Here is a 17,085-nt window from a genome sequence, read left to right on the forward strand (position 1 = left end):
ACATGCTCGATCCGAAACGTGTCCGTACACAGACTGAAGAGATCGCCCGTCGGCTGGCTATCAAGAATTTCGAGTTTGATATTGCCACCTTCGAGCAGCTTGAGGAACGCCGCCGGGCCATTCAGGTTCGTACGGAAAACTTGCAGAGCGAGCAGAACAAACGGTCGAAATCCATCGGCAAAGCCAAGTCGGCCGGTGAGGATATCAAACCGTTGCTGGAAGAAGTCGAAAGCCTGAAGCAGCAACGTGGTGACGCCGAGGACGAACTGCGTTCCGTGCAGGAATCCCTGAATGCCTTCTTTGCCGGTATTCCCAACCTTCCCGACGACGACGTGCCACCGGGCGCCAGTGAAGACGACAACGTCGAGACGCGTGTCTGGGGTACGCCCCGTGAATTCGATTTTGAGCCTAAGGATCACGTGGCCCTGGGTGAGCAGCTGAAAGGCCTGGACTTTGAGAAGGCCACTCAGCTGGCCCATTCCCGTTTTGCTGTTATGCGCGGACAGCTGGCGCGCCTGCACCGTGCACTGGCTCAGTTCATGCTCGATCAGCATACTCTGCAGCATGGTTACACCGAGGCCTATGTGCCTTATCTGGTGAATGCCAACACTCTGTTTGGTACGGGCCAGCTGCCGAAATTTGAAGAAGATCTTTTCCGCACAGCCGGCGACAATCCCCTGTACCTGATTCCTACCGCGGAAGTGCCGGCCACGAACCTGGTTGCGGATACCATTCTGGATGATGCTGAATTGCCGTTGCTCCTGGTTTGCCATACGCCGTGTTTCCGGAGTGAGGCAGGGTCTTATGGCCGGGATGTGCGGGGCATGATTCGTCAGCATCAGTTCGACAAAGTGGAGCTGGTGCACATCGTTCGGCCGGATGAATCCACGCAGGCGCTGGAGGAACTGACCGGACACGCCGAGAAGATCCTGCAACTGCTCGAACTGCCTTACCGCGTCGTCACCCTCTGTGGCGGAGACATGGGCTTTTCCGCCGCGAAAACCTACGACCTGGAAGTCTGGCTGCCGGGGCAGGGTAAATACCGTGAGATTTCTTCCTGTTCCAACACCCGTGATTTTCAGGCACGGCGTATGCAAGCCCGCTGGCGTAATCCGGACACTGGAAAGCCCGAACCGGTCCATACCCTCAATGGTTCCGGCCTGGCCGTAGGTCGCGCCATGATTGCGGTGATGGAGAACTATCAGCAGGCGGACGGTAGTATTCTGGTGCCCGAGGTACTCAAACCCTACATGGGAGGCGTCGAGCGTATTCAATGAATGATCAATCCAGGGATGCACCAGTAAAGGGCGTACCCGTCGGCTCTGCACCGGCAAGGTACCGGACCAACCCGGTTACGGATAACCCCAACAACTCGGCCGGGGAAGTTGCCTTGGTCGGTGCCGGCCCTGGTGATCCGGAACTGCTTACCCTGAAAGCCTGGCGTTTGATCCAGTCGGCGGAGGTGGTGTTGTACGACCGCCTGGTTTCCCCGGAAATCATGGCTCTTATTCCTGAAAACGCCCAGAAGATCCACGTTGGCAAACAACGTTCGAACCACACGCTGCCGCAGGATCAGATCAATCAACGGTTGGTGGATCTGGCCCGGGAAGGCTATCGGGTGGTACGCCTTAAAGGCGGCGATCCGTTCATCTTTGGCCGTGGTGGCGAGGAGATTGAAACCCTGGCCTCGGCCGGCGTCCGTTTCCAGGTTGTGCCGGGTATCACTGCCGCCTCAGGTTGTGCTGCTTATGCCGGTATTCCGCTGACCCATCGGGATCACGCCCAGTCGGTGCGGTTTATTACCGGGCACCTGAAGAATGACACCTGTGATCTGCCGTGGAAGGATTTTGTCCAGAATAACCAGACGCTGGTGTTTTACATGGGCCTGGTCGGTTTACCGATCATCAGTCGGGAACTGATGGCACACGGCATGCCGGCGGATATGCCTGTGGCATTGGTATCTCGCGGCACCACGCCGGAACAGGAAGTGATTACCGGCACTCTGGAAACGATTGTGGATCGGGTTCAGGAGAAGGGGGCTCAGGCGCCGACGTTGGTGATTATCGGCAATGTGGTTTCTCTTCGAAACCGTCTGGACTGGCTTGGAGCAGAAGCCGGGCGCTGAGGCCCGGCTTCAGACTTCAGGCAGAGGCGGTCCGCTTAGGCAGAACGTCTTTCAGCTTCTCACGCATGTCGCGAATGGCTTTTTCGGTGGTTTCCCAGTCGATACAGGCGTCGGTAATGGATACGCCGTATTTCAGGTCAGCCAGGTTTTCCGGAATAGACTGACTACCCCAGTTAATGTGGCTTTCCACCATCAGGCTCTGGATAGACTGATTGCCTTCCAGAATCTGGTGAGTCACATCCTGCATTACCAAAGGCTGAATAGCCGGATCCTTGCTGGAGTTGGCGTGGCTGCAATCCACCATGATGGATTTGCGCAGCTTGGCCTTATCCAGTGCCTGTTCACACAAGGCTACGCTGACGGAGTCGTAGTTTGGCTTGCCGCCACCACCACGAAGCACGACGTGGCCGTAGTTGTTGCCCTTGGTGCGAATAATGGCAACTTTGCCCTGCTGGTCGATGCCCAGGAAGCTGTGGGGATGAGAGACTGACTTCATGGCGTTTACCGCAACGTCGAGGCTGCCATCGGTGCCGTTCTTGAAGCCGATGGCCATGGACAGGCCGCTGCTCATTTCCCGGTGAGTCTGGGACTCGGTGGTACGGGCACCGATAGCAGACCAGGCTATGGTGTCCTGAAGGTATTGGGGAGATATTGGGTCCAGGGCTTCAGTGGCGGCCGGAAGGCCCATCTCATTGATGTCCAGCAGCAGGCGGCGACCAATGTGCAGTCCCTGCTCGATATCAAAGGTATCATTCAGGTGCGGATCGTTGATCAGGCCTTTCCAGCCTACGGTGGTGCGTGGCTTCTCGAAGTACACGCGCATGACGATCAACAATGTATCGCTGACTTCATCGGCGAGCTTTTTCAGTCGGGCGGCATAATCGCGGGCAGCTTCTACATCGTGAATCGAGCAGGGGCCTACGACAATGAACAAACGATGATCCTTGCCATCCATAATGTCGTAGATGGCTTGCCGACCATTGGCAACGGTTTCGGCTGCCTTGTCTGACAGTGGCATCTCTTGCTTCAGTGCTTCAGGAGTGATCAGTGTTTCCTGGCTGGCCACGTTCAGGTTTTCCAGTTTCTTACCCGACATCTTGTTGTGCTTCCCCGAATCTTGTCGTTACCTCATCCGGTATATTCATTCTTTTGTCCGGATGATTGAATAATAAGTGCGAGTGGGATACTAGGTTGCAGTAAACCCCGGCGAGTTGGTTATACTGCGTTATTTGCAGGCCCTTTTCAACGCTTCTCAACGCTTCAGGACAACAGGTAACGGATGTCGCCCTCATCAACGAAACCACAGGCTGTCGCTCCCTCCCGAAAGGTGGTTTCAGAAAGGATTACCCAGGTTCTGTCCGGGATCCGGGTGCCCGATCTGCCATACCCCGCCAGTAAGTCTTCTCCGGAGCAGGAACCGGACTGGCGTCCCTTATTGATGTCCTGCTGGACGGAACAGCGGGATGAGCGGGTAACCAAAGTGCTGCGTTCGGTTCAGATTGAGTGGACCGTCCGACAGGTGAATGCGGCCTACCTCTCCGACCGGATCATGGATGTCTTCCTGAAAACCTCAGGCCTGCATGCCGCCCTGGTGGGGCGCATAGCGCGCTTGCGGTTCTGGCTGGCATGGCAACTGGATCTGTGTGGTGCGGAGGTGTTCAGCGGGGTACTTCTGGACTGGCTTGATAACCTTCAGGAATGGCGTGGCTGGAGTGATACCGGTGGTCGATCATCCCGCGTATTGCTGGATCAGCTTGATAGCCTGGTTATTACTGTATCCGGCAGCTTTGAGGCCGGCAGCCGCGATCCGCTGGAGCACTACTGCAGCCAATGGCTTGCCGATACCCGAAAGCGGGATGATCAGGTGGCGCGGCTCCGGGAACGGTTGTTGGAAACCGAGCAGGGGGCTTCACGCCAGCGTTTGTCAGATCAGGTGGCCAGGGCTCTGATTGGCCGCGCCTTGACGGGCCGTCAGCTACCGCCGGCCATTACCCGCTTTATCCTGACCGACTGGCACAAGGTGTTGAAACAGAGTGTCTGGGCCGAAGGCGCGGACAGTGAAGTGCATCGGCACGCCAACAAATTACTGGAGTGGCTGGTCTGGGTGGGCGACCCCCAGCTTTCTGATCGGGATCGTAACCGGTTGTATCACGTCGGGGAACAACTCGGCGACCGTGTCCGCGAAGTCTGGACTCGCGCTCTGGGTGAGGATGCTCCTGAACAGGCATTACACGAGATCCAGGCGGTAATTGTGGCTCGAATTCGAGGGGAGACACCAGAATTGGAGCCCGCGCTCGCCACCGGTTCAGATTTTTCCTGGGACAGCACCTGGCTGGCAAATGAGCCGGTCTCGGCCGACCACGCCAAACCTCTGGTCGGTCAGTGGTTTGTAGAGGGTGAAGGGGCAAGGGAACAGCGACGTTTTTTCTTTGCTTTGTTGTCTGATAGCGGGGAAGTGCTCTGGACCAATGGTGCCGGCGTTAAACTCGGACTGCAGCCGTGGGCCGAGTTCCACGCCGAGCTTGGCCGCGGTGCGCTCAGGCCGCTTCCAGAACCAACGGCCTTCGGTCAGGTACTTGTAGAAACCCTCGAAGTGCTATCGAAAGTCTGCGCCAGGCAGCTGGAACAACGGGAAAAGGCGGCCAAGGAAGCCCGTGCCCGGGCCGAAGCGCTTCGAAAGGAACGGGAAGCGGCCGAGCAGCGCCGTCGGGAAGAAGAGCTCGCACGTCAGCAGGAACTTGAACGGGAGCGTGAAGAGGTTGAGCGCCAACGGGTGGCAAATGAGAAGGCGGAGCAGGAGCGTTTGCGAAAAGAGGCCGTGCTGGTGGCCACCAAACAGGTTGAAGGTATCGCTCTCGGTGGCTGGATTGTGCTTACCCAGGAAACCCGGGATGACGACCCTGTCCGGCTCAAGCTTGCCGTCAAGATTTCTGCCTCGCGTAAATATGTGTTTGTGGATCGCCTGGGGCTCAATCGCCGGGAATTTCTCCAGGACGAACTGGTTAACGGGATCGTGGAAGGACGAATTCGTGTGCTTGGCAATTCGGCCGAGTTTGATGACACCCTGAGCCGTGTTGTCGGGCGTATCCGTGTTGGTCGGAACTGAGGTGAACGATGATCGATGATGATTATGGCTTCGGATTAGAGGACGAGTTGCCGTCAGGGAAAGACCTTCGTGAGGACTACCGTCTAACGGCCCGGGCGCGTGCCTGGATACTCCTGGAATCGGCCGAACCGGAGTCGGAGCCGTCGACACTGGATGGTGTATCCGACAGGCTGGAATGTCAGGTGCGCGACATATCGGCCCGTGGAATCAGTCTGTTGTGCGAGGCATCGCTTAGCATCGGGTCGATTTTGGTTGCGGAGGTAAGTCTCGGGGAACACGCAGAGCACTTCCGGCTGAGTGTCGAGGTCATGTGGTGTCGCGAGGCGGAGTGGGGGTATCTGATTGGCGTCCGGGTACTTGAGTCAGATGAAACTGACTATCTGGACTGGATCGAGGCGGTTGCCAGGGCACTCTCGGAAAGCTGAACGAAAAGAGCCGGCATCGCGCCGGCTCTTTTGCTATGGCTGACGTAGGGAACCTATCAGGCGTCCATCTCCGCCATGCCGGTGATGTTGAAACCACCGTCCACATACAGGATTTCACCGGTGATACCAGAGGCCAGGTCGGACGACATGAAGGCGGCGGCGTTGCCAACTTCTTCTGTGGTCACGTTACGACGCAAGGGGGCCTGCTTGGCGTTCTCGGCCAGCATGCGGCGGAAGCTCTTGATGCCTGAAGCGGCCAGGGTCTTGATCGGGCCCGCTGAGATACCGTTCACCCGGATGCCTTCCTTGCCCAGGCTGGCGGCCATATAGCGTACGTTGGCTTCGAGAGACGCCTTGGCCAGACCCATCACGTTGTAGTTCTGCAGCACCCGCTCGGCGCCCAGGTAGCTCAGGGTCAGCAGACTGCTGCCTTCGTGCATCATCTTGCGCGCGCCCTTGGCGAGGGCCACGAAACTGTATGAGCTGATATCGTGGGCAATCCGGAATCCGTCACGGGTGGTGACGTCCACGTAGTTTCCATCCAGCTCATGGGCCGGCGCATAACCAACCGCATGGATGATGATGTCGATGTTGTCCCAGTGTTTGCCCAGTTGCTCGAATACTTGGTCAATCTGCTCGTCGCTGGCGACGTCACAGGGGAAAGTCAGTTTGCTGCCCCACTGTTCCGCAAACTTCTCAACGCGGGACTGCAGTTTCTCGTTCTGATAGGTGAAGGCCATTTCGGCGCCTTCACGAGCGAAGGCCTCGGCAATGCCGTAGGCAATGGAATGTTTGCTGGCGACGCCAACAATCAGTGCTTTTTTGCCACTGAGGATTCCCATGGGTTTCTGCTCCCTGTGTTCCGTGGTTTCGGCGCATTATCCCCGACCTGTCAGGGTCGGGTAACGCTCAATTGGTCGTAGACTGATAGAAAAATGCGGCATTCAGCAGTTCCCGGGTATACGGCTGTTGTGGTTCCCGGAAAATGGTCTCTGCATCGCCGTATTCCACAATCCGGCCTTGCCTGAGTACCAGCAGTTTGTGGCTGAGTGCGCGAACAACGGCCAGATCATGACTGATAAAGATGTAGCTTAGCCTATATCGGGCCTGAATTTCCCGTAAAAGCTCGATCACCTGCTTCTGTACCGTTCTGTCCAGGGCGGAGGTGGGTTCATCCAGAATCATCAGGTCTGGCTGGAGAACCAGCGCGCGTGCTATGGCAATACGCTGACGCTGGCCGCCCGAGAACTCGTGTGGATACCGATGCCGTGCGGCCGGATCCAGTCCCACATCCTGAAGGGCCTGGATAACCCTGGCTTCGTGCTGCCCGGAACTCCCGGGCTCGTGGATTTCCAGTCCTTCACGGATGATTTCTTCAACGGACATCCGCGGGCTGAGGCTGCCAAACGGATCCTGGAAGACAATCTGAACGCGCCGGCGCCATGGCCGGAAAGCCTTCTGGGAAAGGGCGGACAGCTCTGTGCCGCAGAGGCTGAACTGGCCTGTGCTCGGAGTGAGTTTCAGCAAGGCGTGGCCCAGTGTGGTTTTGCCACTGCCACTTTCGCCGACAATACCGAGGGTTTCACCGGCACGCAGCTCGAAGCTGGCATCCTGTACCGCGTGGAAGCTTTCTTTTACCTTGCCCAGCAGGGTCTTGCGAATGGGGAAATGCACATTCACGTTGTTTACGGTCATCAGGGTTTCGGTACCACTACTGGCTGGCAGAGGGTGCTCCGGTGGTTCCGCGTCAATGAGTTTACGGGTGTAGGTATGAGAGGGCGACCTGAACAGCGCTTCTGTCGCGCCTTGTTCGACCATTTTTCCCCGTTCCATCACCACCACGTAATCGGCATACCGGCGGACGATGTTCAGATCGTGGGTAATTAACAGCACTGCCATGCCCAGCTTCTGCTGCAATGATTTCAGCAACTCCAGCACCTGTTTCTGAACCGTCACATCCAGTGCCGTGGTGGGCTCATCCGCAATCAGCAAATCGGGTTCATTGGCCAGAGCCATGGCAATCATTACCCGCTGTTTTTGCCCACCCGATAATTGGTGTGGGTAGCTCGTCAGGCGGGTCTCCGGGGCCGGAATCCCGACCAGTTCCAGTAATTCCAGGCAGCGTTTCCGGGCCTGGGGGCCGCGCATGCCTTTGTGTAGCTCCAGGGTCTCGCCAATCTGCTTTTCGACGGTATGCAACGGATTGAGCGAGGTCATCGGCTCCTGGAAGATCATGCTGATGTGCCGGCCACGAATCTGGCGCAGGCGCTTTTCCTTCGCCTGCAGCAAGTCTTCGCCCTTGTAGAGGATCTGTCCGGCGGGATAAGCCGCATGACGTTCATCCAGCAGCCGAAGTATCGACAGGGCAGATACCGACTTGCCGGAGCCGCTTTCGCCAACCAGCGCGAGAGTCTGGCCTTTGTCGATGCTTAATGACAGCCCGTCAACCACCCGTGGGCCGTTATCGAAGGTGATGGACAGGTCCGAGATGGAAAGCAGGTCACTCATATCAGTTCTTTCTCGGGTCAAAGGCATCGCGCACCGCTTCTCCCACAAACACCAGCAGCGTAAGCATGACGGCCAGTGACACGAATGCGGAAATACCCAGCCAGGGGGCATGAAGGTTGGCTTTACCCTGGGCAATCAGTTCACCCAGTGATGGCGATCCCGAGGGCAGGCCGAACCCCAGGAAATCCAGAGACGTGAGCCCGGTTATGGCGCCGGTGAGAATAAACGGCATGAACGTGAGGGTTGCCACCATGGCATTGGGCAGAATGTGCCGGAACATGATTCTGCGATTATCCAGGCCGAGTGCTCTGGCGGCTTTCACATACTCGAAGTTACGGGCGCGGAGAAACTCAGCCCGCACGACATCCACCAGCCCCATCCAGCTGAACAGCAGCATGATGCCCAGCAACCACCAGAAATTGGGCTGAACAATCGAAGACAGAATGATGAGCAGGTACAACATGGGCAAACCAGACCAGATCTCGATAAAGCGCTGGCCAAACAGATCGATCTTGCCACCGTAGTAGCCCTGAAGTGCGCCAACGGCAACGCCAACGATGGAACTGGCGATGGTGAGCGTCAGGCCGAACAACACCGAAATACGGAAACCATAGATCACCCTGGCAGCCACATCCCGCCCCTGGTCATCGGTTCCCAGCCAGTTCTCGGCACTGGGTGGCGCAGGTGAGGGCACGGTGAGCTCGTAGTTGATGGTGTTATAGCTGAAGCGGATGGGCGGCCAGAGCATCCAGCCATTGCTCTGGATTTCGCTCGCAATGAAGTCGTCCCGGTAATCAGCTTCCGTGGGTAGAAAACCACCAAAGGTTTCTTCGGGCACTTGCTGAATGACCGGAAAGTACCAGTCTCCGTTGTAGGAAACGACCAGGGGTTTATCGTTGGCTATCAGTTCCGCACACAGCGAGAGGCCAAACAGCACCAGAAAAATCCAGAGGCTCCAGAAGCCGCGCCGGTTGGCGGTAAAGTTATTGAGTCGTCTGCGCTGAATCGGCGAGAGGGTTGCCACGATTACGCACCCTCCCGGCTTTCGAAATCGATGCGCGGATCAACCGCGACATAAGTGAGGTCGCTGATCAGCTTCATCACCAGCCCCATCAGCGTCAGGATGTAGAGAGTGCCGAAAATGACCGGATAATCCCGGTTGAGGGCAGCCTCAAAACCAAGCAGGCCGAGGCCGTCCAGCGAGAAGATTACCTCAATCAACAACGACCCGGTAAAGAACAGCGCCACCAGAACGCCGGGCATACTGGCAATGACAATCAGCATGGCATTACGGAACACATGGCCGTAAAGCACCTGCTTCTCTTCCAGGCCCTTGGCCCTGGCGGTGACCACATACTGCTTGCTGATTTCGTCCAGAAACGAGTTCTTGGTCAGCAGCGTGAGGGTAGCGAACCCGCCGATCACGTTTGCGGTCACTGGCAGGGCGAGATGCCAGAAATAATCAGCAACCTTCTGGTACCAGGTCATCTCGTCAAAACCCGGCGAGGTCAGGCCCCGGAGCGGGAACAGATCGAAATAGCTACCGCCGGCAAACAGTACGATCAGCAGGATGGCAAACAGGAATCCGGGAATGGCGTAGCCGACCACGATCGCGGAACTGGTCCAGACATCGAACCGGGAGCCATCCGTGACCGCCTTACGGATGCCCAGTGGAATGGAGACGAGGTAGATAATCAGCGTGGACCAGAGGCCGAGGGAAATGGAGACCGGCATCTTGTCCAGAATCAGTTCGACGACGCTTCTGTCCCGGAAAAAGGAATCGCCGAAATCGAAGGTGGCGTAATCGCCCAGCATTTTGAAAAAGCGTTCGTGCGCAGGCTTGTCGAAGCCGTACATGGCCTCAAGTTCTTCAAGAAGTTCGGGCGGCAGGCCCCGGGAGGCCCGGCTGTCTCCGGAACTGCTCGCCACTTCACTGCCGACATCGCCACCACCGGCGCGCGCCAGAGCGCTGCTGCCGTGGCCTTCCATCTCCGCGAGAATCTGTTCAATGGGGCCACCGGGAGCGGCCTGAACAATGACAAAATTCAACAGCATGATCCCCACCAGGGTGGGGATGATCAGGGCGAGGCGGCGGAGTATGTAAATGCCCATTCAGGGAGCAGTCCTTACTACAGCGTCGTGATAGCGAACGGTATCAGCGTTCACTCCACCAGTTGTTAAGGTCGATGCCGTTCTTGGGCGTGTTGGCCGGGCGTTTCAGGTGGTTCCAGTAGGCCACCCGATCCTTGCGCAAATGCCAGTGCGGGATCACGTAATGGCCATTCAGCAGCACACGATCCAGTGCGTGCACCCGGCGTACAAGCTCTTCCCGGTCCGGCGCCTGAATGACCATGTTGACCAGCTCATCGATGACGGGATCGCTAACGCCCATGAAATTGCGGGAGCCGGGTACATCGGCATTACTCGAGTGCCAGTAGTCCCGTTGTTCGTTGCCCGGAGAATCAGATTGAGGCAGCACCTGGGTGATCATGTCGAAATCAAAACTCCGAACCCGCTGAACATACTGGTTACTGTCGACCAGCCGCACCGACACATCGATACCCAACTTTCCAAGATTCTGTTTGAAGGGCAGAACCACTCGTTCAAAGCTTTTCTGGAACAGAAGGATCTCGAATGCCAGTGGTTTGCCAGTCTCCTGATGGACCATTTTGCCATTCTTGATCTGATACCCGGCTTCGGTCAGAAGTTTTAGTGCGGTACGCAGATTGTCCCGCAGGCTGACGCCTTTACCGGTATCCGGAGGGAAATAGGCCTCGGTGAAAACGTCGGGGCTTAGTTGATCCCGATAGGCTTCAAGAATTTCAAGCTCTCGCCCTTCAGGCAAGCCCGACGAGGCAAGATCGCTGTTCTCAAAATAACTGCTGGTGCGAGTGTACTGGCCAAAGAACAGGTTCTGGTTGGCCCACTGGAAATCAAAACCGTAGGCCAGCGCCTCCCGAACCAGGGGATCCTGAAACACCGGCTTGCGGGTATTGAAGATAAAGCCCTGCATGCCGGTGGGGCGGTGGTGCTCAATGGCTTCTTTCTCAATATCGCCGCTCTCGAACTGACGACCGGTATAGGCAGTGGCCCAGTTCTTGGCGGAGGTTTCCTGGCGGAAATGGAAATTACCGGCTTTGAAAGCCTCCAGGGCGACGGTGTCGTCGTTGTAGTACTCGTAGGAAATGGTGTCGAAGTTGAACCGGCCTTTGCGTACACCCAGATCTTTGGCCCAGTAGTCGTCGACTCTTTGATAGGTAACCGAACGGCCGGCATCAAAAGAGGCAATCCGGTAAGGGCCACTGCCCACCGGGATGGTCAGGCCGCTGCTTTCAAACTCCCGATCCTGCCAGAAATGTTCTGGCAGGACGGGCATCTGGCCAAGAATCAGGGGCAGTTCCCGATTGTTGGTTTGCGCAAAGTCAAAGCGGATCCGGTGACTGTTTTCAATGGTGACCTTGTCTACATCCGCGTAGTAGTTGCGGTAAAACGGGTGGCCTTCGGTGGTCAGAATCCGGTAGGAAAACTCCACGTCTTCAGCGGTGATTGGTTCACCGTCCTGGAAGCGGGCCTCTTTATTCAGATTGAAGATGACAAAGCTGCGGTCTTCCGGCACTTCAACGGACTCGGCAATCAGCCCATATTCGGAAAACGGCTCGTCGGCAGAAGACTCCAGAAGGGTATCGTACACATATGCGTTAATACCCGCCGCAGAGATGCCCCGGATGACAAAGGGGTTAAAACTATCGAAGCCGTTGGCAACCACAGATAACTTCAGTTCGCCGCCTTTCGGGGCCTCCGGGTTGACGTAGTCGAAGTGACTGAAATCCGCAGGGTACTTCAGTTCACCGTGCATGGCGATGCCATGCACAGGAGTGGGGTTTTCGGTGACGCCTTCATCGGCTGAGGCGAAACAGGCAGACGCTGCCAGAGCCAGCGTCGCGGTAATTCTGGTCAGCAAGGGTGCTTCTGGTTTTTTTGTCATGGTTCTCGTACGTTACGGACTGTTTCTTATGTCCACGTAGAGTACCAGACTTTGGCCGGGTTGGAGATAACGGTCCGTATTAAGATCGTTCCATGATGCGATGTCACGCACATTCACCGAAAACCGGCTGGCGATGGCAGACAGGGAATCGCCGCTGCGAACCCGGTATCCCACCTTGCGCACCATGGCCTTGCCCCGGGTATTCGAAGCTACCATGGTCGGCTTTGAAGTTTTCGACCAGATCACCAGTTCCTTGCCTGGAATCAGGGGGTCTCCCGGTGCCATGCCATTCCAGGCAGCCACTTCCCGAACCGAAACCCGGTGCTCCCTGGCAATATCCCAGAAAGTATCGCCCCGGCGCACGGTGTACCGTACCTTGTTGCCGCTGCGCTTGCGATCCTGAGTTCGCTCCAGTCGCTGGGCCTGGCTTAGGGCATAGGCGTCGGAGCCCTTGGTGGAGGACGGAATCAGCAGTTGCTGGCCGATCCGGATCAGGTCACTGTTGAGCTTGTTGACCTGCTGAATGACCGATGGGGTAGTGGAGAACTTGCGGGCAATGGTGTTCAGGCTGTCACCCTTGCGGACTTTATAGTTCTGCCAGGATACACGCTGTTCGCTTGGGAACTCTGCAAGCGCGGTTTGGAATGCCTCGGCCTGTTGCTTGGGTACCAGCAAGCGATGGGGGCCATCCGGATTGGTTGCCCAGCGATTGTAGGACGGGTTCAGCAGATAGATTTCATCAATATCCACGCCGGCTAATTCTGCGGCCTGGGCCAGGTCCAGCTGGGAGCCGGTATCCACCACTTCGAAATACGGTTCGTCTTTTAATGGTGGCAGGTCGATACCGTAGGCTTTCGGATCGTCGAAAATTTTTGCCAGGGCAATCAGTTTGGGCACATAGTGGCGGGTCTCCGTCGGTAATGTCAGAGACCAGTAGTCTGTGGCTTTTCCGACGTTGCGGTTACGACGCATGGCGCTGGATACGGTCCCGCCCCCGGAATTATAAGCGGCCAGGGCCAGGGTGTAATCGCCATCGAACCGGTTGGCCAGGCGCTCCAGGTAAGTCAGGGCAGCATCGGTAGCCGCAATCACGTCCCGTCGGTCATCATGCCACCAGCTTTGGGTCAGCCCGAAGTATTTGCCGGTAGACGGGATGAACTGCCAAAGCCCGGCAGCGCGACCGTGGGAGTAGGCAAAAGGATCAAAGGCGCTTTCTACCACTGGCAACAGAGCCAGTTCGCTGGGCAGGCCGCGTTTTTCGGTTTCATTGATAATGTAATGCAGGTACCGGGAGCCTCTTTCCACCACGCGATCGATGTAACGGGGGTGGCGCACGTACCAGTCCAATTGAGCCTGTACCCTGGCATTGTCGACGGAGTGGTCCATGGTGAAACCGGCGCGAAGTCGTGACCACAGATCGTCTGTTCTGGTGGATGCGTCGGATTGTCGGGCGGGATTGTCCAGTTTTTCCCGAGCTTGCTGGGCCTTGGCCTGAAGTTCCGGGGAGATGGCGTCATCTAATGGTGCCCCGCTGGCACTGTCCTCTCCATTGCCGGCAGCGACGTCAGCCTTGAGGTCCTCATCGCCCTTGGCAACAACCACTTGCTGTGAGTCCAGGGGGTCTTTTTGCTGATTCTCTTCCTCGGTCCCGAACCAGGCCGAAGGTGTATGCCAGTTTTCGGCGATCTGACTGGTACTGCAGCCGCTGAAAAGGGTTGACGCGAGAAGGATGAAGGGCAGTCGTTTTACCGGCATAAACACAGGGTTCCGGGTGGAGCCGGCGGGTATCTGTAAAAATAGCCGGCATATTTAACAGGTTACGTTCGATAATTGCTCGAAATTCTATGGGAGCGTTTTCCGGGCGGTCAAGCCGAGCCATGTTACGGCTGTGAGATAAATTGTTAAGCAGTGACCGCCCGCACGCTCAGAAGTTATCCTTGCCGTGGCGCACGGCTGCAAAAACCGCACAATCCGAGCCGGTGGCAAGGCGGTGTGTGGTGCTGTAATTCTCGGCGGCCTCTATGACCATGGCATCATCCCACCGAAGGAATGGATTCAGCTGTTTCTCCTGGCCGATCGTGGTCGGCACGGTTGGCTTACCCCGTTCCCGAAGGTCTTTGCAGGCGTTCTCAAACTCGGCCAACGCCTTATCTTCGGGTAGCCAGTGACGGGCGAAGCGAAGGTTTGCCAGGGTGTATTCATGAGCACAGTATACTGCAGTGTTATCCGGAAGGTCCCGCAGGGTCTGGAGCGAGGTGTGCATCTGCTCCGGAGTGCCTTCGAACAGTCGCCCGCAGCCGCAGACAAACAGAGTGTCGCCGCAGAACAGAACGGGTTTGCCATTTACCTGGGTGTCGCTGTAATAGGCAATATGATCCAGTGTATGGCCGGGAACTGCCAGGACATCGAACGTGATGCCTTCCCAGACGGCTTCATCGCCGGCATGGACCGTGTTTGTGGCACCCTTGAAGGGCGAATCCGCCGGGCCAACAATACGGATATCCGGAAACTCTTTCTGTAGCTCTTTCACACCACCGGTGTGATCCGGGTGGTGATGGGTGATCAGGATGGTGTCTGCTGAAAAACCGCTGTCACTGAGATAGTCCAGCACCGGTCTTGCCTGGCCGGGATCGACAATCAGGGTCTTGCCGGATTCAGGGTTGGTAAGGCACCAGATATAGTTGTCTGAGAACGCCGGAACCGGATGAATGCGCAAGGTGGCCACCCCATGTGTTCAATGAATGTGCCTGTTATGATAATGCAACAACGGGTACAGCCCAAGGAGCGGCAGGTTGCGCGAGCAATCAAGCCTTTAGTGGATCGGGTAGGGGAGCCAGCGTGACAACCAGCGGCGTGATTGACTATTCAGCACGACATGAGAGCTTTGAGCGTTGGGTGCAGACCCCCCTCGGCCGCTCCCTGCTGGCCAGCCAGAGAGCGGTGCTTGATAAGGAACTGCAAGGCCTTACGGGGGCAAGACAACTTCAGGTCGGCCTGAGTCACCGATTGCCTTTGGCGAGTGGTACCGATTTTGCCCAGAAGATTATTACCTGCCCGGCCTGGCATGCCCATATGCCAGAGGGCGTGGCGGTTTGTGACGCCGACGAGCTGCCGTTTCCCGGTGATTCCATGGATCTTGTGATCCTTCATCATACGGCCGATTTCTCTCCGGATCCGCACCAGGTACTTCGCGAGTCCGCCCGTGTATTGCGAGGTGAGGGGCGCATCGCTCTGGTTGGGTTCAACCCCCTCAGTCTCTGGGGCGCACGCAGGCTGGTTTCCCGCCATCGGTTTGGCCCCTGGGGTGGTCGGTTCCTGATGCGATCACGAATGGAGGACTGGCTCAGGTTGCTGGGGTTCGAGCTGGAAAACAGTGGCACCTATTTCTGTACCCTTCCGCTGCAGCGAAAACACGGGGCATCCGGAAGACGGCAGCGTTTGGCCGCCAGTAGCCGCCCTCATTTACTGCCCACGGGCGCCTATTACTGTATCCTTGCGCGCAAACGCGAATACGCCGGGATCCGGACCAGGGCATCCTGGCGCAAGAGCAAGGTGATTTCTTTGCCCGGAACCGTGGGGGTATCCAGTGGCTGTGCCAGCCATAGCTCAGGCAGGGTGGACAGGCGTGGAACAGAACAGGAGCAGTAATGGCTGGTAAGGTAGTGATGTATACCGACGGAGCCTGTAAAGGTAACCCGGGCCCCGGGGGGTGGGGTGTTGTGTTGCGCTATGGCGATGCGTGCAAGACCATGCACGGTGGCGAGTTGCAAACCACCAACAACCGAATGGAGCTGATGGCGGCCATTCGAGGCTTAAGGGAGCTCAAGCGCGCTTGCCAGGTGGAGTTGTATACGGACTCACAATACGTGCGCAAGGGCATTACCGAATGGATGAGCGGCTGGAAGCGCAATGGCTGGAAAACCTCGGCAAAGAAACCGGTCAAGAATGCGGATCTGTGGCAGGAGCTCGATGCTGAAACTGCCCGGCACACCGTTAACTGGCATTGGGTGAAGGGTCATTCAGGGCATCCTGATAACGAGTTGGCGGATGAGTTGGCCAACCGCGGAGTCCGCGAACTGAACGGGGCCTGAACCCTGGCCCCTGGAAAACCGATTAATGAGCAGTGAGTGAGAGCGCAGTTGCATGAGACAGATCGTACTGGATACCGAAACCACGGGTATTGATCCGAACGAAGGTCACCGCATTATCGAAATTGGTTGTGTGGAAGTGATCGAGCGCGAGCTGACCGGTCGCAACTATCACGTATACATTAACCCTGAGCGGGAGGTAGAAGCGGAGGCTATCACCGTTCACGGTATCACCAATGAATTTCTGGCCGACAAGCCAAAGTTTGCGGAGGTTGCCGACGAGTTCTTTGAGTTCATCAAGGGTGCAGAGCTGGTCATCCATAACGCCGCGTTCGACGTGGGCTTCATGGACTCCGAATTCGCCCGTCTGAAACCGGTTCGGAAAACAGCAGACCATTGCGGCATTGTCGATTCACTGGCCATTGCCAGGAAAAAGCACCCGGGCCAGAAAAACAATCTCGACGCCCTGTGCAAGCGTTATGGAGTGGATAACTCCAACCGTGACCTTCACGGGGCATTGCTGGACGCCGAGATCCTGGCAGACGTCTATCTGCTGATGACCGGCGGCCAGACCGCGCTTTCCCTGGATGCCGGCTCCGGCGATGAAGGTGGCGATGGCGGTATTCGCCGAATCTCCGGTGAGCGCGCGCCTTTGGCGGTGGTTCGGGCCTCCAGTGATGAAGCCTCGGCCCATGATGAGTTCATGGCGATGATGGAGAAGCAGGCCGGAGAAACGGTGTGGTCCCGGTTGCAGGCAACAGAATGAGAACCACGTTCAGCTGTACCATTTGTTACATTCCGGCTTTCTTGAGCTACTTGAGTTTTGTGTTATAAGTAATGATAAGTTC

14 protein-coding genes and 1 pseudogene are annotated in these 17,085 nt (G+C 57.0%); 7 read left to right on the top strand and 8 right to left on the bottom strand.

Going from position 1 to position 17,085, the window contains the following annotated elements:
- The first annotated feature begins 2 nt into the window (after positions 1-2).
- Both serS and cobA read left to right on the top strand, forming a co-directional pair.
- Entirely contained in the window at positions 3-1,277 is a 1,275-nt protein-coding gene (gene serS, locus QPL98_RS02520; protein WP_303292602.1) for a serine--tRNA ligase, read from the top strand.
- A gap of 101 nt (positions 1,278-1,378) precedes the next feature.
- A pseudogene (cobA, locus tag QPL98_RS02525) lies at positions 1,379-2,125 on the top strand (uroporphyrinogen-III C-methyltransferase); the annotation flags it as partial.
- Positions 2,126-2,141: 16 nt separating this feature from the next.
- On the opposite strand, the gene QPL98_RS02530 reads toward cobA, so the two are convergent.
- Positions 2,142-3,221: a 3-deoxy-7-phosphoheptulonate synthase gene (locus QPL98_RS02530; RefSeq protein ID WP_011785031.1), complete on the bottom strand. Its 1,080-nt coding sequence runs from the start codon at positions 3,219-3,221 to the stop codon at positions 2,142-2,144.
- A gap of 273 nt (positions 3,222-3,494) precedes the next feature.
- On the opposite strand from QPL98_RS02530, the gene QPL98_RS02535 reads away from it, so the two are divergent.
- On the top strand, positions 3,495-5,231 hold the full coding sequence (locus QPL98_RS02535; RefSeq protein WP_227548792.1) for a DUF1631 family protein: 1,737 nt from the start codon (positions 3,495-3,497) through the stop codon (positions 5,229-5,231).
- A gap of 8 nt (positions 5,232-5,239) precedes the next feature.
- Positions 5,240-5,656 (top strand): PilZ domain-containing protein, encoded by a 417-nt coding sequence (locus QPL98_RS02540; RefSeq protein ID WP_153739917.1) that lies wholly within the window; start codon positions 5,240-5,242, stop codon positions 5,654-5,656.
- Between the two features lie 56 nt (positions 5,657-5,712).
- Here QPL98_RS02540 and QPL98_RS02545 read toward each other — a convergent pair whose 3' ends face one another.
- The 7 genes from QPL98_RS02545 to gloB form a co-directional block, all read right to left on the bottom strand.
- A complete protein-coding gene (locus tag QPL98_RS02545; RefSeq protein WP_014421393.1) occupies positions 5,713-6,498 on the bottom strand; it encodes an enoyl-ACP reductase in 786 nt (261 codons plus the stop codon).
- 67 nt (positions 6,499-6,565) lie between these two features.
- Positions 6,566-8,164, bottom strand: coding sequence for an ABC transporter ATP-binding protein (locus QPL98_RS02550; RefSeq protein WP_153739916.1), 1,599 nt, complete (start codon positions 8,162-8,164; stop codon positions 6,566-6,568).
- Between the two features lies 1 nt (position 8,165).
- Positions 8,166-9,188, bottom strand: coding sequence for an ABC transporter permease (locus QPL98_RS02555; protein WP_113880113.1), 1,023 nt, complete (start codon positions 9,186-9,188; stop codon positions 8,166-8,168).
- A gap of 2 nt (positions 9,189-9,190) precedes the next feature.
- Positions 9,191-10,276, bottom strand: coding sequence for a microcin C ABC transporter permease YejB (locus QPL98_RS02560; RefSeq protein WP_022991191.1), 1,086 nt, complete (start codon positions 10,274-10,276; stop codon positions 9,191-9,193).
- A gap of 43 nt (positions 10,277-10,319) precedes the next feature.
- Positions 10,320-12,149, bottom strand: a complete 1,830-nt coding sequence (locus tag QPL98_RS02565) for an extracellular solute-binding protein (RefSeq protein WP_153739915.1) — start codon at positions 12,147-12,149, stop codon at positions 10,320-10,322.
- Positions 12,150-12,161: 12 nt separating this feature from the next.
- Positions 12,162-13,904: a LysM peptidoglycan-binding domain-containing protein gene (locus tag QPL98_RS02570; RefSeq protein ID WP_153739914.1), complete on the bottom strand. Its 1,743-nt coding sequence runs from the start codon at positions 13,902-13,904 to the stop codon at positions 12,162-12,164.
- Between the two features lie 169 nt (positions 13,905-14,073).
- Positions 14,074-14,865, bottom strand: coding sequence for a hydroxyacylglutathione hydrolase (gloB, locus tag QPL98_RS02575; RefSeq protein ID WP_153739913.1), 792 nt, complete (start codon positions 14,863-14,865; stop codon positions 14,074-14,076).
- A 122-nt stretch (positions 14,866-14,987) separates the two neighbouring features.
- On the opposite strand from gloB, the gene QPL98_RS02580 reads away from it, so the two are divergent.
- The 3 genes from QPL98_RS02580 to dnaQ are packed head-to-tail and all read left to right on the top strand — an operon-like array spanning position 14,988 to position 17,003.
- Positions 14,988-15,797, top strand: coding sequence for a class I SAM-dependent methyltransferase (locus QPL98_RS02580; protein WP_113880110.1), 810 nt, complete (start codon positions 14,988-14,990; stop codon positions 15,795-15,797).
- Positions 15,797-16,240 carry a ribonuclease HI gene (gene rnhA / locus QPL98_RS02585; protein WP_011785020.1) on the top strand — a complete coding sequence of 148 codons (444 nt, stop codon included), beginning with the start codon at positions 15,797-15,799 and terminating at the stop codon, positions 16,238-16,240. Before QPL98_RS02580 ends, rnhA begins: the two co-directional genes overlap by 1 nt.
- A gap of 52 nt (positions 16,241-16,292) precedes the next feature.
- Complete coding sequence (gene dnaQ / locus QPL98_RS02590; RefSeq protein WP_153739912.1) at positions 16,293-17,003, top strand: DNA polymerase III subunit epsilon; 711 nt, start codon at positions 16,293-16,295, stop codon at positions 17,001-17,003.
- The last annotated feature ends 82 nt before the right edge of the window (positions 17,004-17,085 follow it).

It is taken from the genome of Marinobacter sp. ST-43 (assembly GCF_030541085.1).
GTDB lineage: Bacteria > Pseudomonadota > Gammaproteobacteria > Pseudomonadales > Oleiphilaceae > Marinobacter > Marinobacter nauticus.